Origin of the sequence: Pseudomonas sp. GD03875 (assembly GCF_029840585.1) — a bacterium.
In the GTDB taxonomy this organism is placed as follows: Bacteria; Pseudomonadota; Gammaproteobacteria; order Pseudomonadales; family Pseudomonadaceae; genus Aquipseudomonas; species Aquipseudomonas paralcaligenes.
Genome location: NZ_JAOCCV010000014.1, coordinates 62,359 through 82,014 on the forward strand (window position 1 = coordinate 62,359; position 19,656 = coordinate 82,014).

A 19,656-nucleotide genomic window follows, 5' to 3' on the forward strand; every position below is an offset into this window, starting at 1 on the left:
GGGTGCGCCGCGCGCACCAGCAAGCCAGCCCCTGGCCCCACGTCACGCTACGCGCACAACCGGTGCAATGGGCCATATGAAAAAACTGAAGAATTTCTGTCGGGTTCTGCGGGGATGGATCGGCAGGGAATAAGAACCATTCCTGCCACGAGCCGTTTCCCGCCCATGACCATGTCCACCTCCCGACCGATTCCCACCCTCTCGCCCCTGATCCGTGCCCTGCGCGGCACACTGTTCGGCGCCGCCCTGGGGCTGAGCGCCGCGCCCCTCGCCGTACAGGCGGCCGACGCGCCCGGCGCGACCAGCGCCCGCCACTACGATATTCCCGCCGGCACGCTGGCCGATGCCCTCAACCAGTTCGCCCGCGCCGCCGGCATCACCCTCGCCAGCACACCGCAGCAGACCGCCGGCCGCACCTCGCCGGGGCTGCAGGGCGACTACGAAGTCAGCCAGGGCCTGGCCCGGCTGCTCCAGGGCAGCGGCCTGCAGGCCCTGGACCAGGGCAACGGCAGCTTCGTGCTGAGCGAGCAGGTGGACGCCGGCAGCGCCGTCGAACTGGGCGCCACCAGCGTCAGCGCGGTCGGCCTGGGCGCCATCACCGAAGGCAGCGACTCCTACACCACCGGCGCCGTGAGCATCGGCAAGGCGCCCCAGTCGCTGCGCCGCACCCCGCAGTCGGTCAGCGTGCTCACCGAGCGACGCCTGAAGGACCAGAACCTGAACAACCTGACCCAGGTTCTCGAGCAGACCCCGGGCGTCGTGGTCGACTACACCGACAGCGAGCGGGTCAATTACTACTCGCGCGGGTTCTCCATCGACGCCATCCAGTTCGACGGCGCCACCGTCGCCCAGGGCGCGGGCGGCGGCAGTTTCATCCAGCCCGACACGGCCACCCTCGACCACGTGGAAGTCCTGCGGGGCGCCAGCGGCATGCTGCGCGGCGCCGGCAACCCCTCGGGCACGGTGAACATGGTGCGCAAACGCCCCACCCGGGACTTCCAGGGCTCGGCCAGCTACACCCTGGGCTCCTGGGAGGCCAACCGCTACGTGGCCGACCTGTCGGGACCGCTGGTGGACGGCGGCGCGATCCGCGGCCGCGTGATCGCCGTGCACGACGACAAGGACTTCTTCCAGGACACCCGCATGGAGCGCAAGAACGTGCTCTATACCGTGCTGGCCGCCGACCTCGGCGCAAACACCACGCTGACCGGGGGATTGGAATACACCGAACTGGATGCCACCGGCGCCTGGGGCAACCTGCCGGCGGACTTCGACGGCTCGCCGCTGCCGTTCTCGCGCGATACCTTCCTCGGCGCCAACTGGGCCCGCTGGGACCGCACCGGCACGCAGTACTTCGCCGAGCTGGAGCACATCTTCGACAACGGCTGGACGCTCAAGCTGAACGGCAGCCGCAACCGCTTCGCCTACAAGGACCACGGCTTCCAGCAGACCAACCTGGCGCGGCCGAGAGGCGCCACCGATCCCTACCTGTGGGACGTGTCCTACAACTTCAGCGACGGCGGTGGCAGGACCCTGCACACCAACCTGGGAGCCGTGCTGGACGGCACCTTCAACCTGCTGGGCAGGGAGCACCGCCTGACCGTCGGTGCCGAGCGCTACGAGTCCGACAGCATCGGCGTCGAGTCCGTGTGGGGCTACAACGCCCGTGGCGTCGACCTGCGCAACTGGAACCCGTCGCAGGTCAACAAGGACCGCACCAGCCCGACGGCCAACCCGCAGACCCACACCATCACCACCCAGGAAGCCCTCTACGCCAGCTGGAACATCTCGCTGGCCGATCCGCTCACCGCCATTCTCGGCGCGCGCCTGAACTGGTACGACTTCGACCAGCGCACCAGCGCGACCGGCGACTACCGGGTCAATCGGGAAGTGGTGCCCTACGCAGCCCTCATCTACGACCTGAACGAGGCCCTCAGCGCCTACGCCAGCTACACCGAGATATTCTCCCCGCAGGCGGTGTTCGACAGCACGGGCTCGGTAATCGAACCCATGACCGGCGAAGTGTACGAAGTGGGCCTCAAGGGCGAATTCTACGAGGGCCGCCTGAACAGCGCCGTCTCGGTGTTCCGCACCAACCTGATCGGCAAGGCGCTGGACGACCCATCGATCACCGACGGGGTTCAGCAATGCCCGCCGTACTACCCCACCGGGTTCTGCAAGTCCGCTTCCGGCAAGAGCCGCAGCGAGGGCGTGGAACTGGAGATTTCCGGCGAGCTGATGCCCGGCTGGCAGGTTGCAGGCGGCTATACCTACACCACCACCGAGTACCTGAAGGACACCGCCGCCAACGCCGGCAACGTCCTGCGCACCACGGACCCGAAACACCTGCTGCGCCTGTTCACCACCTACCAGCTGCCCGGCGCCTATTCCGCCTGGACCGTGGGTGGCGGCGTGCAGGCGCAAAGCGACATCTACTCGGTCAACGGCGCCGCACGTGCCGAACAGGGCGGCTATGCGATCTACAACGCGATGCTGGGGTACCGCTTCAACGAGCACTACTCGGTCCAGTTCAACGCCAACAACCTCTTCGACAAGTACTACTACGAGAAGATTGGCGCCATCGGCGTGAACTACTACTACGGCGAGCCGCGCAACTTCTCCCTGGCCCTGCGCGGCGAGTTCTGACCCCCACGGGGCGGCGCGCGCCGCCCCGTCTGCCTCAGGGCGCCTTCTTCTCCACCTTATCCAGCCGGTACAGGCCCTCGATCTGGCAGGTCTGGGGAATGTCGCCCATGTCCGTCACCGTGATGTGGTCCATGCGGGTCAACTGGCCCACCGTCGAGCTGAAGCCGATGATGCTGGAGAAGCCGAGCCGGTCGCACGGCCGGGTGAACTCCACCAGATAGCGCCGCGCCGGCGCGCGACCCACGCTGATGTGGCGCTTGTCCAGGTACTCCCAGCCGCCGATGTCATAGCGCGATATCGCCTGCACGGCCTCGCCCTGGCGCAGCCCGAGCCTGGCCAGGTGTTCGTCCAGCGGCAGCTGGTCGTTGCGCGGGCCGCTGGCGCAGCCGGCCAGCAGCCCCAGCAACGCGACGAAAACAGTTCTCATGATCTCTCTCCTGACAGGTCAGACAGGTTTGGTAAGAAAACCGGCCGGCATTACCCACCGCTCCTTGTTAGGGTAATGCACTTTGCCGCGCCCCGGCCGGCCACCGGAAACACCACCTGTCGAGGAGACCCATGCCCGAACAGTACCGCGAAGCCCTGCAATGGCTCGAACAGCACCCGCAACTCTTCACCCTGATCGGCGCCAGCCTGCTGGTACTGGCCGCCTGGATCGCCAACTGGCTGGTCAAGCGCATCCTCCTGCGCGGCCTGTACCGCGCGCTGCGCGCCACCGCCCTGGGCCAGGACAGCGTGCTCAACGACTCCAAGGTCATCGCCCGCCTGGCAAACATCGTCCCGGCGCTGATCCTGTCCCTCGGCGTGGGCCTGATCGCCGGCCTGCCGGCCGAGGCGGTCACCGTGGTGCGCAACGTCTGCGGCGCCTTCGTGGTGCTGACCCTGGCGCTGGCGATCAGCGAGGTCCTGGGCCTGGTCAACACCCTCTACCAGCGCCGCCCCGACGCCCACCTGCGACCCATCAAGGGCTACGTGCAGGTGCTCAAGATCGCCGTGTTCGCCATCGCCGCGATCCTCATCATCGCCGCGCTGATCGACCGCTCGCCGCTGATCCTGCTGTCCGGCCTCGGCGCCATGGCCGCGGTGCTGCTGCTGATCTTCCAAGACACCCTGCTGTCGCTGGTGGCCAGCGTGCAGATCAGCTCCAACGACATCATCCGCGTCGGCGACTGGGTGGAGATGCCGCAGCTCAACGCCGACGGCGACGTCATCGACATCGCCCTGCACACGGTCAAGGTGCAGAACTGGGACAAGACCATCACCACCATCCCCACCAAGCGCTTCATCACCGACTCGTTCAAGAACTGGCGCGGCATGCAGGAGTCCGGCGGCCGGCGCATCAAGCGCTGCCTGCACCTGGACCAGAACAGCGTGCGCTTCCTCGACGCCGAGGGCCTGGAGCAACTGCACCGCTTCGACCTGATTGGCGACTACCTGGAACAGAAGCGCGCCGAGCTGCAGCAGTACAACGCCGGCTTCGGCGACCCGCTCAACGGCCGCCAGCTGACCAACCTCGGCACCTTCCGCGCCTACGTCGAGCGCTACCTGCGCAACCACCCCGAGGTGCATCCGCAGATGACCCTGCTGGTGCGCCACCTGCAGCCGGGCGAGAGCGGCCTGCCGCTGGAGATCTACTGCTTCACCAACACCGTGGCGTGGGCGCAGTACGAGCGCATCCAGGCGGACATCTTCGATCACCTGCTGGCGATCCTGCCTGCCTTCGGCCTGCGCGTGTTCCAGAACCCCGGCGGCGCGGACTTCCAGCGCCTGGTGGGCGCCGACCGCTGATCCGCCCCGGGCGCGTGGCGAGACCGCGCGCCCGGACGCAAGCCGCTCTCGCCGAACGCCACGATCAGGCAATAAAAATCCCATGAAAAACCGATTGCGCGATTTTATGGCGTTTTTCCGAGAAGCCTTGCCAGCTTTCACCTCGCTGATTAAGGTGAACGCCATGAAAACCGCCCACACCCTCATCCTGCTGCGTCAATACGCCTGCCAGCGCCTGGTCAGCCCGCGACTGCGCAGCTGAGCCCCCTCCCCCGACGCACCACCCGAATTCGCGATTCGCCCCGGCCTGCCGCCGACACAAGGATCTAGCCCGATGACCATGCTCAAAGACCCGTCCCGGAAATACCGCCCGTTCACACCGATCCAGCTCCCGGACCGCACCTGGCCGGACAAGATCATCGACAAGGCGCCGATCTGGCTGTCCACCGACCTGCGCGACGGCAACCAGTCGCTGATCGAGCCGATGGATGCCGAGAAGAAGATGCGCTTCTTCAAGTGCCTGGTGCAGGTGGGCCTCAAGGAGATCGAGGTGGGCTTCCCGTCCGCCTCGCAGACCGACTTCGACTTCGTCCGCGAACTGATCGAAGGCGGCCACATCCCCGACGACGTGACCATCCAGGTGCTGACCCAGGCCCGCGACGACCTCATCGAGCGCACCTTCGAGTCCCTCAAGGGCGCGAAGAAGGCCATCGTCCACTACTACAACGCCTGCGCGCCGAGCTTCCGCAAGATCGTCTTCAACCAGGACAAGGCGGGCGTCAAGGCCATCGCCGTGGCCGCCGGCAAGACCATCAAGCGCCTGGCCGACGCCGCGCCGGAAACCCGCTGGGGCTTCGAGTACTCGCCGGAGGTGTTCAGCAGCACCGAGACCGACTTCGCCGTCGAGGTGTGCAACGCGGTGATCGACGTGTTCCAGCCGACCCCGGCCAACCGCCTGATCCTCAACCTGCCGGCGACCATCGAGTGCGCCACGCCGAACCACTACGCCGACCAGATCGAGTGGTTCGGCCGCCACATCGACAAGCGTGACAGCGTGATCATCAGCCTGCACACCCACAACGACCGCGGCACCGGCGTGGCCGCCTCGGAACTGGCGCTGATGGCCGGCGCCGACCGCGTGGAAGGCTGCCTGTTCGGCAACGGCGAGCGCACCGGCAACCTCTGCCTGGTGACCATGGCGCTGAACATGTACACCCAGGGCGTGCACCCACAGCTCGACTTCTCCGACATCGACGCTGTGCGCAAGGTGGTCGAGGACTGCAACCAGATCCCGGTGCACCCGCGCCACCCGTACGTCGGCGACCTGGTCCACACCGCGTTCTCCGGCTCGCACCAGGACGCCATCCGCAAGGGCTTCGCGCAGCAGAAGGACGACGCCGTCTGGGAAGTGCCGTACCTGCCGATCGACCCGGCCGACATCGGCCGCGACTACGAGGCGGTGATCCGCGTCAACAGCCAGTCCGGCAAGGGCGGCATCACCTTCCTGCTCGAACAGGAGTACGGCATCACCCTGCCGCGCCGCCTGCAGATCGAGTTCAGCCAGGTGGTGCAGCGCGAGACCGACCGCCTCGGCCTGGAGATGACCGCCCAGCAGATTCACCGCCTGCTGCAGAGCGAATACCTCGAGGCCGACAGCCCCTACGCGCTGAAGGGTCATCGCCTGCAGGAAGAGAACGGCATCTGCACCGTGGACGTCGAGGTCAGCCACAACGGCGAGACGCGCCGCAAGCACGGCACCGGCAAGGGTCCGCTGGAGGCACTGGTCGCCGCGCTGCCGCAGAGCATCGAGATCATGGACTACCACGAGCACGCCATCAGCGCCGGCACCAACGCCCAGGCCGCGGCCTACATCGAGGTACGCCTGAACGGCGGCCGTCCGCTGCACGGCATCGGCATCGACGAGAACCTGACCACCGCGACCTTCCGCGCCCTGTTCAGCGCGCTCAACCGCGCCCTGGCCCAGGCTTCCGGCGACAGCGCCGCGGCCTGATCCAGCGGCATCGGACACAGGGGGCTTCGGCCTAATGCCTGTCAGTTAAGAGAAACGCCGCGATTGCCCTGCTGGGTCACGGCGTTTTTCCCTGGCTATGCCTGAGTCGGCCGTGGCGAACAGACTCGGCCTTTGTGGGAGCGGCTGGGCGGCATTCCGATTGGCCGCGAAGCTTTGTTGTCAGCCCCGTTCGCGGACAAGTCCGCTCCCACAGGGTGGATGGCGCTCGCCAACCATGGAAAATGCCTTAACTGACTGGCATTAGGCTTCGGCCCCCTTTTTCGCTCCGCCATCTCTGGGCATGGATTCGGCAGGATCGTGCAAACCCGCCGCCATCGCCCTGCACTAACCTCTCCTTCGGCCCATCGATCCGCCCAGGAGATTTCCATGAGCACGACCCTCGCCTACGCCGCCCAGAACCCACAGGCGCCAATGGCCCCCTTCGAGATCCAGCGCCGCGCCGTCGGCCCGGACGACGTGAAGATCGACATCCTCTACTGCGGCGTCTGCCACTCGGACCTGCACACCGCCCGCAACGAATGGAAGAACACCCTGTACCCTTCGGTACCCGGCCACGAGATCATCGGCAAGGTGGTCGCCGTGGGCGCCAACGTCAGCGCCTTCAAGGTCGGCGACGTCGCCGGGGTCGGCTGCATGGTCGACAGCTGCCGCCACTGCGCCTCCTGCGCAGAAGGCCTGGAGCAGTACTGCGAGAACGGCTTCACCGGCACCTACAACGGCCCGGTGTTCGGCGGCGAGAACACCTACGGCGGCTACTCCGACAACATCGTGGTCGACCAGAAGTTCGTCCTGCGCATCCGCCACGCCGACAACCTGGCGGCGGTCGCCCCGCTGCTGTGCGCCGGCATCACCACCTATTCGCCGCTGCGCCAGTGGAAGGTCGGCCCGGGGCAGAAGGTCGGCGTGGTCGGCCTCGGCGGCCTCGGCCACATGGCGGTGAAGATCGCCAGCGCCATGGGCGCCCACGTGGTGCTGTTCACCACCTCGCCGAACAAGCGTGACGACGCCCTGCGCCTGGGCGCCGCCGAAGTGGTGGTGTCGAAGAACGCCGAGGAAATGGCGGCCCACGTCAACAGCTTCGACTTCATCCTCAACACCGTGGCCGCGCCGCACCCGCTCGACCCGTTCCTCGCCCTGCTCAAGCGCGACGCGACCATGACCCTGGTCGGCGCCCCCGAGTCGCCGCACCCGTCGCCAGACGTGTTCGGCCTGATCTTCAAGCGCCGCCGCATCGCCGGCTCGCTGATCGGCGGCATCGCCGAGACCCAGGAAATGCTCGACTTCTGCGCCGAGCACGGCATCGTCTCGGACATCGAGATGATCCCGATCCAGTCGATCAACCAGGCCTACGAGCGCATGCTCAGAAGCGACGTGAAGTACCGCTTCGTGATCGACATGGCCTCCCTCAAGCAGACCGACGCCGAGTAGGGCGGGTGGAACCCGCGGGTTTCACCCGCCCTACCGGGCCACGCAGTATTGCTGTTCACCGGGCACAACCAGTTGTTGGTGAACTCGCCCCTGTGGGAGCGGACTTGTCCGCGAATGGAGCTGACAACACAGCTTCGCGGCCAAGGCCGCTCCCACAAGGGCATCCAGCAATGCTCAATTGGGCCATAGCCTGACAGCATTACGGGCTTGGCCCGGCTTTTTTCGTACGCGCCTTTTATTCGACCGACACAGGACCACCCAACGTGGTCATCTCGCCCTCGCCCACGCCGATCACCAGCGCTGCGCCGAACACCACCACGAGGAACGCCAGCAGGAACAGCAGGGAGATGCCGAACGCCCGCCAGTTGGAGCGGAAGGGGCCGGCGTGCCCCTCCACCGCCTCGCCGAACTGCGCCTTGGCGTACTGGTGCATGCCGATCACCTGGGCGACGGTCATGCCGATACCCGCGCCGTCCGGCAGCCAGTAGCCGATCACCATCACGACGGCGAACAGGCCGATGGCCAGCCACCAAGTGTTGCGCACCCGCGCCTGGAGACCCAGGGCGCGCAGGTTGTGGGCGGCGATGTAGGCGCCGGCCAGCGGCGTGCCGAAGAAGGTGGCGATGCCCACGGCACTCAGGCGGTAGAGCGGGCCGCTGGCCTGGCCGGCGGTGACCAGGTCGGCCTGGGGCGCTTGGTAGGGGTTGTTGTCGGGCTTGGCGTCCATGCGGATGTCTCCTGTCAGTTCGAGTCGAGGTGGAAGGTGTCGGCGTCCAGATGGGCCGGGAAGCGCTCGCGGTAGGCCGCCAGGTCGGCGGCGGGCAAGCGCACGCGGAACACACCCGCAGCATCGCCCGGCGCCAGCAGGGCTTCGCCCTGGAAATCCAGCACCTGGGAATCGCCGCTGTAGGGATGGCCGTTGCCGTCGCTGCCGATGCGGTTCACCGCCGCAACGTAGCACAGGTTCTCGATGGCCCGGGCCGGCAGCAGGCGATTCCAGTGGTGGCGGCGGGCGGCCGGCCAGTTGGCGGTGTAGAGCAGCAGGTCGGTGTCCCGCGGGTCGCGGCTCCACACCGGGAAGCGCAGGTCGTAGCAGATCAGCGGCCGCACCTTCCAGCCCTTCACCTCCAGCAGCACCTGTTCCTCGCCGGCGGCGTAGTGCTTCTGCTCGCCGGCCATGCGGAACAGGTGGCGCTTGTCGTAGTGCGCCAGCGAACCGTCCGGGCGCGCCCACAGCAGGCGGTTGCGGTAGCTGCCGTCGGCCGCCTGGATGATCAGGCTGCCGGTCACCACGGCGTCGATGCGCCGGGCCTGCTCGCGTAGCCAGGCCGTGGTGGGGCCGTCCTCCGGCTCGGCCAGCTCGGCCGAGCGCATGGAGAAACCGGTGCTGAACATTTCCGGCAGCACCACCAGGTCGGCGCCGCGAGCCTGCTCCAGCAGCGGCTCGAAGCGCGCGCGGTTGGCGGCGGCGTCGTGCCAATCCAGTTCGCTCTGGACCAGCGCCAGTTCGAGGTCGGGTCTGCTATTCACGGGTAACTCCTGAAATCTTTGTGGGAGCGGCCTTGGCCGCGAGGCAGGCAACACGAGAACATCGCGGCCAAGGCCGCTCCCACTCCACTACACGGAGCGGAGCCTGTCGGCGGCCTGGCGCAGCGTCTCCTCGCGCTTGGCGAAGCAGAAGCGCACCAGGCGCAAGTCGGCCGGCGCCTGCTGATAGAACACGGAGACCGGGATGGTCGCCACACCGTGCTCGCGGGTCAGCCATTCGGCCATGGCCACGTCGTCCAGGTCCGGGCGGATCGCCGAGTAGTCGGCGAGCTGGAAGTAGGTGCCCGGCGCGCGGGTGAAGCGGAAGCGAGAGTCGGCCAGCAGATCGCAGAACAAGTCGCGCTTGGCCTGGTAGAAGGCCGGCAGCTCCTCGACATGCTCGGGATGCGCGGCCATGAAGTCGGCCAGCGCGTGCTGCAGCGGGGTCACCCCGCAGAAGTTGACGTACTGGTGGATCTTGCGCAGCTCGGCGGTCAGCGCCGGCGGCGCCACCACGTAGCCGGTCTTCCAGCCGGTGACGTGGTAGGTCTTGCCGAATGAGCTGACCACGTAGGCCCGGGCGTTCAGCTCCTCGTGGGCCAGCACGCTGGCATGGCGGGCGCCGTCGAAGATCAGGTGCTCGTAGACCTCATCGCTGATGATGTGGATGTCGCGGCCACGGATCAGGTCGGCCAGTCGGTCCAGATCCTCGCGGGCGAGCAGCGCGCCGCTGGGATTGTGCGGCGAATTGAGGAAGATCAGGCGGGTGCGCGGGGTGATGGCGTCGGCCAGGCGCTGCCAGTCGACCGAGAAGTCCGGCAGCGCCAGCGGCACATGCACGCAGCGGCCGCCGGCCAGTTCCACCGAGGGCTCGTAGCTGTCGTAGCAGGGGTCGAGGACGATGGCCTCGTCGCCCGCATGGATCAGCGCCTGCACCGCGCAGAAGATCGCCTCGGTGGCGCCGGGGGTGATGGTGATCTCGCTGTCCGCGTCGCGCTGCACGCCGTAGCTGCGGGCCAGCTTGGCCGCCACCTGCTGGCGCAGGGCCGGCAGGCCGGTCATCGGCGAATACTGGTTGCGCCCTTCCAGCACATGCCGGGCCACCGCTTCGCGCAGGGCCTGCGGGCCATCGAAGTCGGGAAAGCCCTGGGACAGGTTGAGCGCGCCGGTCTCCGCGGCGAGCTGGGACATGCGGGTGAAGATGGTGGTGCCGACATTGGGCAGCTTGCTGGCGAGCATCGGGACTTCCTCGGGGAAAGCTGCAAGCTACAAGCTTCAGGCCGCAAGAAAAAGCGGTCCGGCTCCATTTGCAGCTTGTCGCTTGCCGCTTGTAACCAGGGGCAACCGGGTAGAGAGCCCCCCTGTACCGACAAGGCAGGCAGGAAATTCCGTCATTCCCGCGCAGGCGGGAATCCAGTAGCCGCCTCGCTGGGTCCCCGCCTTCGCGGGGACGACGGGGTGTCGGGTTGTGCGTACAGCTGCTCCACCCGATTGCCCCGTGCTGGAAACTACCTTTTCTTGTCCTTGCGCTTCTTCTCGGCCTTCTTGTGGTGGCTCATCAGCCGGCGCTTGCGGTTCACCTGGCGCTCGGTGAGCTTGTTCTTCTTGCCCTCGAACGGGTTGTCGCCGCCCTTGTACTCGATGCGGATCGGCGTGCCGACCAGCTTGAGCACGCGCCGGTAGGTGTTTTCCAGGTAGCGGGTGTAGGTCTTCGGTACCGAATCCACCTGGTTGCCGTGGATCACGATCAGCGGCGGGTTGGCGCCACCGAGGTGGGCGTAGCGCAGCTTGATGCGGCGGCCGTTGACGGTCGGCGGCTGGTGCTCCTGCACGCAGTCCTCGAGGATCTGGGTCAGGCGGTTGGTCGGCCAGCGGGTCACGGCGGCCTTGAAGGCGGTCTGCACCGACTTGTACAGGTGGCCGACGCCGGTGCCGTGCTTGGCCGAAATGAAGTGGATGTCGGCCCAGTCGACGAACATCAGCCGGCGTTCCAGCTCGGTCTTCACGTAGTCCTTCTCGCCCTGCTCCATGCCGTCCCACTTGTTCAGGGCGATGACCAGCGCGCGGCCGGTTTCCAGCACGAAGCCGAGCAGGTTGAGGTCGTGCTCGACCACGCCCTCGCGGGCGTCCATCACGAAGATCACCACGTTGGCGTCTTGGATGGCCTGCAGGGTCTTGACCACCGAGAACTTCTCGACGGCCTCGAAGATCTTGCCGCGGCGGCGCACGCCGGCGGTGTCGATCAGGGTGTACTTCTCCTCGTCACGCTCGAACGGGATATAGATGCTGTCCCGCGTCGTTCCCGCCTGGTCGTAGACGATCACCCGCTCCTCGCCGAGCATGCGGTTGACCAGGGTCGACTTGCCCACGTTGGGGCGGCCGATGATGGCGATCTTGATGCCGTCCTTCTCGCTCGGACCGGGGATGCGCTTGGCCTCCTGCCCTTCAGCGACCACTTCCTCGGCCGGGGCCTCCGCGCCCTCCTCGCCGTCGACCGGCTCTGGCTCGCCATCGTCGCGGGGGAAGATGCCCAGCGCGGCTTCCAGCATCTGGGTGATGCCACGGCCGTGGGCGGCGGCGATCGGCAGGGCGTCGCCCAGGCCCAGCGGGCTGAACTCGGCGCGGGCGATGTCCGGGTCGACGGTATCGACCTTGTTGGCGATCAGGAAGCGGCGCTTGTTCCGCTTGCGCAGATGCTCGGCGATCATCTGGTCGGCGGCGGTCATGCCGGCGCGCGAGTCGACCATGAACAGCACGGCGTCGGCTTCCTCGATGGCCTGCAGGGACTGCTCGGCCATCTTGGCGTCGATGCCTTCCTCGTCGCCGGAGATGCCGCCGGTGTCGATGACGATGTAGGTGCGCCCCTGCCACTTGGCCTCGCCGTACTGGCGATCGCGGGTCAGGCCCGCGTATTCGGCCACGATGGCGTCGCGGGTCTTGGTCAGGCGGTTGAACAGCGTCGACTTGCCGACGTTGGGGCGGCCCACCAGGGCGATTACAGGAACCATCGACATTTACCTCAGAAAACACAAAGGCCGCTGCCGTCGAACGGCAGCGGCCGGGCTTTGCAACTCAGCTTAGCGGATGGTCAGGCCGACCAGCTTGCCGCTGTTGCCGTAGGCATAGATCCAGTCGCCGATCACCAGCGGACGGACGCGCACGCCGTCGCCATCGATCTTCTCGCGACCGACGAAATGGCCGTCCACCTGGCTCAGCAGGTGTAGATAGCCCTCGAAGTCACCGACCGCCACGTAGCTGGAGAACACTTCCGGCGCGGACAGCTGGCGACGCAGCAGGGCATCGTTGCTCCACAGGGCGGAATTGGAGTTCTCGTCGACGCCTTCCACGGCACCGCTGGCCAGGCTGACGTAGACGCTGCCGAAGCCCTGGGCCAGGCCCACGTAGCTGGATGCGTCACGGGTCCACAGCGGGCGGCCGGATTCCGCGTCGAACGCGGCGACCTTGCCCTGGTAGCTCACCGCGTACAGGTTGCCGCCGGTGAGCAGCAGGTTGCCGTCGATGTCGACCATGCGCTCCAGTTCGGAACGGCCCTGCGGCACGGCCACGCGCTGTTCCCACACCGGAATGCCACGGCTGGCGTCCAGCGCCAGGAGCTTGCCGGACGAGAGACCGGCGATCACCAGGCTGTTGGTCATGACCGGGCTGCTGGTGCCGCGCAGGGTCAGCACGGCCGGGCTGTTCTCGTAGATCCAGCGCTGGCTGCCGGTGCCGGCGTCGAAGGCGATCAGGCGGTCGTCCTGGGTCTGCACCACGACGACGTCGCCGTTGGTGGCCGGGGCGGAGAGCACTTCGCTGGTGACGCGGGCGCGCCACTTCTCTTCGCCACTGCTGGCGTCGAGGGCGATCACCTCACCCTTGAGGGTGCCGACCAGCACCAGGCCGTAGCCGGCGCCGACACCACCGGAGATCGGCAGGTCGAGATCGACCTCCCAGAACTTGTCGCCGGTCAGGCGATCCAGGGCGACCACTTCGCCGTCGGCGGCAGCGGCGAACAGGCGCTCGCCGTCGCTGGCAGGCGTCAGCAGGTTGTACAGATCGCCCTGGCCATCACCGACCGAACGGCTCCAGCGGGCATCCAGGCGTACTTCTTCCTGGATGTCGGGCAGTTCGTTCGGCGGCAGTTCCTTCTTGCTGTTGCTGCTGCAACCCACGGCCAGTACGGCCAGGGCCAGCATCGCTGCATTCTTCCAACGCATCACGTCAGGCATCCCCTTTGGCCAGGTCGTCGAGCTTCATCTGCAGGCCACCCACGGCGGCGTCCTCGGCCAGGGACTCCTTGGCCTTCTGGTAGGCCGCGTGGGCGTCGTCGCCACGGCCGAGCTGCACCAGCAGGTCACCCTTGAGTTCCTCGCGGCTGGCCTGCCAGGCCTTGCCGACCTTGCCGTCCAGCAGCTTCAGGCCTTCCTCGACCTTGCCCTGGGCCGCCAGCACGCGCGCGGTGCGCTGGCGCGCCATCTCGCCGATGGCTTCGTCGGCGGGCTTGTCCAGCAGCGGCTTGAGTTCGGCGATGGCATCGTCCAGCTTGCCGTTTTCCACGGCCAGCTTGGCGATGAACAGGCTGGCGTACTGGGCGTAGCTGGTGCCGCCGTATTCCTTCTTCAGGCGGGCGGCGAGTTCGGTGACCCTGCCGACGTCCGGCTGGCCATCGGCCGTGAAGGTGGACTCGAGCATCTGCTGATAGAGCGCCCCCGCGCCCTGGGCCTGGCTGGTCTTGTAGTGCTGCCAGCCCTGCCAGCCGAACACCAGGGCCAGCGCAAGCACGCCGCCGGTCAGCAGGGGTTTGCCATTGCGCTGCCACCAGTCCTTCAGCTGCGCAATCTGTTCTTCTTCGGTCATGCTCACCCCGATAACTCCTTATTCGCTTTGTTCTCAGGCCTGCAGGCAGGCGGCGAGATGCGCCGGCAGCGCATCCCAGGCAATGTTCTGTTGCTGTGCGTCGTCGCGCAGGGGTTTGCAACCTACCACGCGGGCGGCCAGTTCGTCCTCACCCAGAATCAGGGCGAAGCGCGCGCCGCTCTTGTCGGCCTTCTTGAACTGGCTCTTGAAGCTGCCGCCGCCGGCGTTGACCAGCAGGCGCAGCCCGGGAATGGCGTCGCGCAGGCGCTCGGCCAGGCCCAGGCCGGCCACTTCGGCGGCCTCGCCGAAGGCGCACAGGTAGACGTCCGCCGGGCTGTTCAGCTCGGCCGGCAGCAGTTCCAGGGTTTCCAGCAGCAGCACCAGGCGCTCCACGCCCATGGCGAAGCCCACGCCCGCGGTCGGCTTGCCGCCGAGCTGGCCGACCAGGCCATCGTAGCGGCCGCCGGCGCACACCGTGCCCTGGGCGCCGAGCTTGTCGGTGACCCACTCGATCACGGTGCGGTTGTAGTAGTCGAGGCCACGGACCAGCCTGGGGTTGATCTCGTAGCGGATGCCCACCGCGTCCAGGCGCGCCTTGACGCCTTCGAAGTGCAGGCGGGACTCCTCGTCCAGGTAGTCGGCCAGGGACGGCGCGTCGGCCAGCAAGGCCTGGGTCTGGGCGTTCTTGCTGTCGAGGATGCGCAGCGGGTTGGTGGTCAGGCGGCGCTGGCTATCCTCGTCGAGCTGGTCGAAGCGCTCCCGCAGATAGGCCACCAGGGCGTCGCGGTAGGTCGCGCGGGCCTCGCTGGAACCCAGGCTGTTGAGCTGCAGGGTCACCGCATCGGCCAGGCCGAGCTTCTGCCACAGGCGCCAGGTCAGCACGATCAGCTCGGCGTCGACGTCCGGCCCCGGCAGGTTGAAGATTTCCACACCCACCTGGTGGAACTGGCGGTAGCGCCCCTTCTGCGGCTTCTCGTAGCGGAACATCGGGCCGGCGTACCACAGCTTCTGCACCTGGCCGCCGCCGGACAGGCCGTGCTCGAGCACCGCGCGCACGCAGCCGGCGGTGCCTTCCGGGCGCAGGGTCAGGGATTCCTCGTTGCGGTCGAGGAAGGTGTACATCTCCTTGTCCACCACGTCGGTACCCTCGCCGATGCCACGGGCGAACAGCTCGGTGTACTCGACGATGGGCAGGCGGATTTCCTTGTAGCCATAGCCATCGAGCAGGCTGGCCAGGGTGCTTTCCAGGTAGCGCCAGGCCGGCGTCTGCTCCGGCAGGATGTCGTTCATGCCACGGATGGCTTGTAGGGTCTTGCTCACAGGGAGTCCTTAATCAGCCGCGGGCGATGACGGCCGCGTCGGCCTCGGCCTTCTCGGCCGCCTTGCGACGGATGAGCTTCTCCAGCTCGTCCACCAGATTGTCGTTGGTCAGTTTCGACGCCGGGGCGCCATCGATGTAGACCAGGTTGTTCGGCGTGCCGCCGGTGAGGCCGATGTGCGCCTCCTTGGCCTCGCCCGGGCCGTTGACCACGCAGCCGATCACGGCCACGTCCATCGGCACCAGCAGGTCCTCGACCCGCGCCTCCAGCTCGTTCATGGTCTTGACCACGTCGAAGTTCTGCCGCGAGCAGCTCGGGCAGGCGATGAAGTTGATGCCACGCGAGCGCAGGCGCAGGGACTTGAGGATGTCGAAACCGACCTTGATCTCCTCCACCGGATCGGCGGCGAGGGAAATGCGGATGGTGTCGCCGATACCGTCGGCCAGCAGCATGCCCAGGCCGACCGCGGACTTCACGGTGCCGGAGCGCAGGCCGCCGGCCTCGGTGATGCCCAGGTGCAGCGGCTGCTCGATCTGCCTGGCCAGCAGGCGGTACGCCTCGACGGCCATGAACACGTCGGAGGCCTTCACGCTGACCTTGAAGTCGGGGAAGTTCAGGCGGTCCAGGTGCTCGACGTGGCGCAACGCGGACTCCACCAGCGCCTCGGGCGTCGGCTCGCCGTACTTCTTCTGCAGGTCCTTTTCCAGGGAGCCGGCGTTGACCCCGATGCGAATCGGGATGCCCTTGTCGCGGGCCGCCTCGACCACCGCCTTGACCCGGTCCTCGCGACCGATGTTGCCCGGGTTGATGCGCAGGCAGTCGACGCCCAGCTCGGCCACGCGCAGGGCGATCTGGTAGTCGAAGTGGATGTCGGCGACCAGCGGCAGGTTGACCTGCTGCTTGATCCTGCCGAAGGCCTCGGCCGCCTCCATGGAGGGCACGGAGACGCGCACGATGTCGGCGCCGGCGGCTTCGAGGCGCTGGATCTGGCCGACGGTGGCCTCGACGTCGCAGGTCTCGGTGTTGGTCATGCTCTGCACCGCGATCGGCGCATCGCCGCCGACCGGTACCGAGCCGACCCAGATCTTGCGGGACAGGCGACGCTTGATGGGGGATTCGCAATGCATGTTCTGGCTCACTGCCCCAGTTTGAGGCGGGCGGTTTCACCGTGAATGAAGGGGGCAACGTCGACGGCCTGGCCATTGACCAGCACCACCACACCGCGGGCGTAGCCCAGGCGCAGCTCCAGCGGCGCCTTGCCGGCCAGTTCCACGCTGTCGCCGCGGCGCTTGAGAGCGCTGAGCAGCACCTTGCCGTTGGCATCGGTGAGCTGGGTCCAGCAGTCCGCGGTGAATTGCAGGTTGACCAGCGCCTCGCCGGCGGCGGGCGTCACCGGGGTGCTGGCTGCCGCCGGGGCAGGAGTCTCGGCGGCGGCTGTGGACGGCGGCGTCTGGGGTGAGGCGGCAGGCGGGACCGGCGGAACCGCTGCCGGAGCCTGGGCGCCGGCGGGCGGTGTCGGGGCAGCGGCGTCGGGGCTCGCGACCGTGGGCGCTTCGGCCTCGGCGGCGGACTCGGCCGGCGGCGTCACTTCGTCCGGAGACGGCTCCACCTGGGCATCGGCGACGGCCTGGTCTTCCGGCTCGCCCAGCGGATGCAGCTCGGTGGTGCCATCGGCGGCCTCGACCTCGACGTGCTCCAGGCTGCTGGTCTTGGCCGAATCGTTGCCGAGGCGCTCGGTCTCGCTCTGCCACCAGAGGAAGCCCGCCGCGCCCAGCGCCAGCAGCACCACCACGCTGAAGAATTTCACCAGACTCTGGGAAAGGCGCGCCGGCTCCTCGATGCGTACGAGGCTGGCCACGCTGGCGCCACTGGCGTCGGTACCGGTGTACTGGTCGAAGTCGTTGACCAGGCGATTGGGGTCGAGCCCCATCAGCTTGGCGTAGGCGCGCACGTAGCCCCGGGCGAAGGTATGCCCCGGCAACCGCTCGAAGGCACCCTCTTCCAGATGGCGCAAGGCCTGCGCGGTCAGGTTGAGCTGCACCGCCACGTCGTCCAGCGCCAGATCCCGGCTTTCGCGCACCTTGCGCAGCGTCTCCCCGGGGTTGACCCGGGGCGCGGCAACAACTTCAGGATGCGAAGGCTTCATCACTGCTCCGACAGATATTGCTGATACTCCGGGGTACCCGGATAGAGACGCTTCAACTGCAGCCCCAGGCTGGCCGCCTGGTCGCGGTCCTCGAACACCCGGGCCAGGCGAGTGCCCAGCAACAGGCTCTGCGGGGTCTGCCGGGCCTGCTGGCTGTAGCTGGCGTAGTAGCTGCGGGCGGCCACGTAGTCCTTGTCCTCGAAGGACAGCAGGCCCATCTGCAGCAGCGAGACCGAGCGCTGGCTGTTCATCCGCAGGGCGCGCTCGAAGTAGTGCTTGGCTTCCTCGCGCTTGCCCAGCTGCTGGGCAGTCAGGCCGAGGTTCTCGAACACCCGGGAGCGCTCGCCATAGAGGGTGTCCTCGGAAGCCTTGAGGTACTGCTCGTAGGCCTCCTTGTAACGCTTCTGCTCGAACAGGAAACCGCCGTAGTTGTTCAGCAGGCGGGCATCGCCCTTCTTCAGCGCGATGGCCTTGCGGTAGTTCTCGTCGGCGAGCTTGGGCTCCATCTCGTACTGGTAGACCACCGCCAGGGCGGCGTAGGCCTCGGCGCTGGAGGAGTCCAGCGCCAGCGCCTGGCGCAGCGGCTCCTTGGCCTGCTCGGTGGAGCCGTTCTGCAGATGGCCGATGCCCAGCTGGATATAGGCGTCGCGCGCGGCGTCCCTACCCTCTCGCGTACTCATCGGATCGACCGGGCCGCCGGTGCGGACGCACCCGGCCAGCAGGCAGACAAGAGACAGATAAAGCGCGGCGCGCAAGGTCATGAAATTCCCCCTTCAATTTCGGTTGGCGGCGTTGCGAGGCTCTGCGGCCTCGTTACCCAGCTGGCGTACGGCGATGTAACGCTCGCTGCGACGGGTACGGTCCTGCACCTGGCCGACCAGCTGCCCGCAGGCGGCGTCGATATCGTCGCCACGGGTGGTACGGACGGTGACGTTGAAACCGGCCTTGTGCAACAGATCCTGGAAACGGCGGATGGCATTGTTGCTCGGCCGTTCGTAACCGGAGAAGGGGAAGGGATTAAACGGAATCAGATTGATCTTGCAAGGGAAATCCTTGAGAAGTGCGATCATCTGCGCAGCATGTTCCGGCTGGTCGTTGACGTCCTTGAGCAGGGTGTACTCGATGGTCAGGAAGCGCTTCTCGCCCAGACCCTCGATGTAGCGGCGGCAGGCCGCCAGCAATACGTCCAGCGGATACTTCTTGTTGAGCGGCACCAACTGGTTGCGCAGCTCGTCGTTCGGTGCGTGCAGCGACAGGGCCAGGGACACGTCGGTGACGGTCGCCAGCTTGTCGATCATGGGCACCACGCCGGAGGTGGACAGGGTCACCTTGCGCTTGGAAATGCCGTAGCCGAGGTCATCCATCATGATCTGCATGGCCGGCACGACATTGTCGAAATTCAGCAGGGGCTCGCCCATGCCCATCATCACCACGTTGGTGATGGCACGGTCGATCTTGGCCGGCACGGTGCCGAAGGATTTGTTGGCGATCCATACCTGGCCGATGATTTCCGCGGCAGTCAGGTCGCTGTTGAAGCCCTGCTTACCGGTGGAACAGAAACTGCAATCCAGCGCACAGCCGGCCTGGGACGACACACAGAGGGTGCCGCGACCACCTTGCGGGATGTACACGGTCTCGACGCAGCTGCCGGACGCCACGCGGACCACCCACTTGCGGGTACCGTCGGCGGAGATGTCCTGGCTGACGATCTCGGGACCGCGAATCTCGGCGCAGGCACTGAGCTTTTCGCGCAGGGCCTTGCCGAGATTGCTCATGGCATCGAAGTCCTCGACGCCGAAGTGGTGAATCCATTTCATGACCTGACCGGCACGGAAGCGCTTTTCTCCGATGCTCTCGAAGAAGCTTTCCATTTCCGCCTGGGTCAGCCCCAGCAGGTTGGTCTTGGCAACATCAGTCATGGATTCACCCTCGCC

The 19,656-nt window shown here is 67.1% G+C and carries 17 protein-coding genes; 5 read left to right on the forward strand and 12 right to left on the reverse strand.

Annotation, left to right across the window (positions count from 1 at the left end):
• Positions 1-165 precede the first annotated feature (165 nt).
• Positions 166-2,646 (forward strand): TonB-dependent siderophore receptor, encoded by a 2,481-nt coding sequence (locus N5D30_RS14190; protein ID WP_279909541.1) that lies wholly within the window; start codon positions 166-168, stop codon positions 2,644-2,646.
• A gap of 34 nt (positions 2,647-2,680) precedes the next feature.
• On the opposite strand, the gene N5D30_RS14195 is transcribed toward N5D30_RS14190, so the two are convergent.
• Positions 2,681-3,073: a DUF6491 family protein gene (locus tag N5D30_RS14195; RefSeq protein WP_279909542.1), complete on the reverse strand. Its 393-nt coding sequence runs from the start codon at positions 3,071-3,073 to the stop codon at positions 2,681-2,683.
• Between the two features lie 131 nt (positions 3,074-3,204).
• On the opposite strand from N5D30_RS14195, the gene N5D30_RS14200 reads away from it, so the two are divergent.
• The 4 genes from N5D30_RS14200 (at position 3,205) to N5D30_RS14215 (ending at position 7,873) form a co-directional block, all read left to right on the forward strand.
• Positions 3,205-4,434, forward strand: coding sequence for a mechanosensitive ion channel family protein (locus tag N5D30_RS14200; RefSeq protein ID WP_279909543.1), 1,230 nt, complete (start codon positions 3,205-3,207; stop codon positions 4,432-4,434).
• 82 nt (positions 4,435-4,516) lie between these two features.
• A complete protein-coding gene (locus tag N5D30_RS14205) occupies positions 4,517-4,675 on the forward strand; it encodes a hypothetical protein (RefSeq protein ID WP_279909544.1) in 159 nt (52 codons plus the stop codon).
• Positions 4,676-4,747: 72 nt separating this feature from the next.
• A complete protein-coding gene (gene leuA / locus N5D30_RS14210) occupies positions 4,748-6,424 on the forward strand; it encodes a 2-isopropylmalate synthase (RefSeq protein ID WP_279909545.1) in 1,677 nt (558 codons plus the stop codon).
• A gap of 387 nt (positions 6,425-6,811) precedes the next feature.
• A complete protein-coding gene (locus N5D30_RS14215; RefSeq protein ID WP_279909546.1) occupies positions 6,812-7,873 on the forward strand; it encodes an NAD(P)-dependent alcohol dehydrogenase in 1,062 nt (353 codons plus the stop codon).
• A 235-nt stretch (positions 7,874-8,108) separates the two neighbouring features.
• Here N5D30_RS14215 and N5D30_RS14220 read toward each other — a convergent pair whose 3' ends face one another.
• From N5D30_RS14220 to rlmN, 11 genes are all read right to left on the reverse strand, one after another.
• Positions 8,109-8,600 (reverse strand): hypothetical protein, encoded by a 492-nt coding sequence (locus N5D30_RS14220; protein ID WP_279909548.1) that lies wholly within the window; start codon positions 8,598-8,600, stop codon positions 8,109-8,111.
• Between the two features lie 14 nt (positions 8,601-8,614).
• On the reverse strand, positions 8,615-9,454 hold the full coding sequence (locus N5D30_RS14225; RefSeq protein WP_279909590.1) for an amidohydrolase: 840 nt from the start codon (positions 9,452-9,454) through the stop codon (positions 8,615-8,617).
• A 36-nt stretch (positions 9,455-9,490) separates the two neighbouring features.
• A complete protein-coding gene (locus N5D30_RS14230; protein WP_279909549.1) occupies positions 9,491-10,639 on the reverse strand; it encodes a pyridoxal phosphate-dependent aminotransferase in 1,149 nt (382 codons plus the stop codon).
• Between the two features lie 269 nt (positions 10,640-10,908).
• Positions 10,909-12,408, reverse strand: a complete 1,500-nt coding sequence (gene der / locus N5D30_RS14235; protein WP_279909550.1) for a ribosome biogenesis GTPase Der — start codon at positions 12,406-12,408, stop codon at positions 10,909-10,911.
• Positions 12,409-12,477: 69 nt separating this feature from the next.
• Positions 12,478-13,629, reverse strand: coding sequence for an outer membrane protein assembly factor BamB (gene bamB / locus N5D30_RS14240; RefSeq protein WP_279909551.1), 1,152 nt, complete (start codon positions 13,627-13,629; stop codon positions 12,478-12,480).
• Entirely contained in the window at positions 13,622-14,257 is a 636-nt protein-coding gene (locus N5D30_RS14245) for a tetratricopeptide repeat protein (protein WP_220815564.1), read from the reverse strand. The genes bamB and N5D30_RS14245 overlap by 8 nt, the downstream gene beginning before the upstream one ends.
• Before the next feature lie 33 nt (positions 14,258-14,290).
• The gene (gene hisS / locus N5D30_RS14250; protein ID WP_279909553.1) at positions 14,291-15,577 is read right to left on the reverse strand and encodes a histidine--tRNA ligase; all 1,287 of its coding nucleotides are present in this window, start codon (positions 15,575-15,577) and stop codon (positions 14,291-14,293) included.
• A 13-nt stretch (positions 15,578-15,590) separates the two neighbouring features.
• A complete protein-coding gene (ispG, locus tag N5D30_RS14255; RefSeq protein ID WP_279903165.1) occupies positions 15,591-16,703 on the reverse strand; it encodes a flavodoxin-dependent (E)-4-hydroxy-3-methylbut-2-enyl-diphosphate synthase in 1,113 nt (370 codons plus the stop codon).
• 8 nt (positions 16,704-16,711) lie between these two features.
• The gene (locus N5D30_RS14260; RefSeq protein ID WP_279909555.1) at positions 16,712-17,722 is read right to left on the reverse strand and encodes a helix-turn-helix domain-containing protein; all 1,011 of its coding nucleotides are present in this window, start codon (positions 17,720-17,722) and stop codon (positions 16,712-16,714) included.
• On the reverse strand, positions 17,722-18,483 hold the full coding sequence (pilW, locus tag N5D30_RS14265) for a type IV pilus biogenesis/stability protein PilW (protein ID WP_279909556.1): 762 nt from the start codon (positions 18,481-18,483) through the stop codon (positions 17,722-17,724). The genes N5D30_RS14260 and pilW overlap by 1 nt, the downstream gene beginning before the upstream one ends.
• A gap of 12 nt (positions 18,484-18,495) precedes the next feature.
• Positions 18,496-19,641 (reverse strand): 23S rRNA (adenine(2503)-C(2))-methyltransferase RlmN, encoded by a 1,146-nt coding sequence (rlmN, locus tag N5D30_RS14270; RefSeq protein ID WP_279909558.1) that lies wholly within the window; start codon positions 19,639-19,641, stop codon positions 18,496-18,498.
• Positions 19,642-19,656 lie beyond the last annotated feature (15 nt).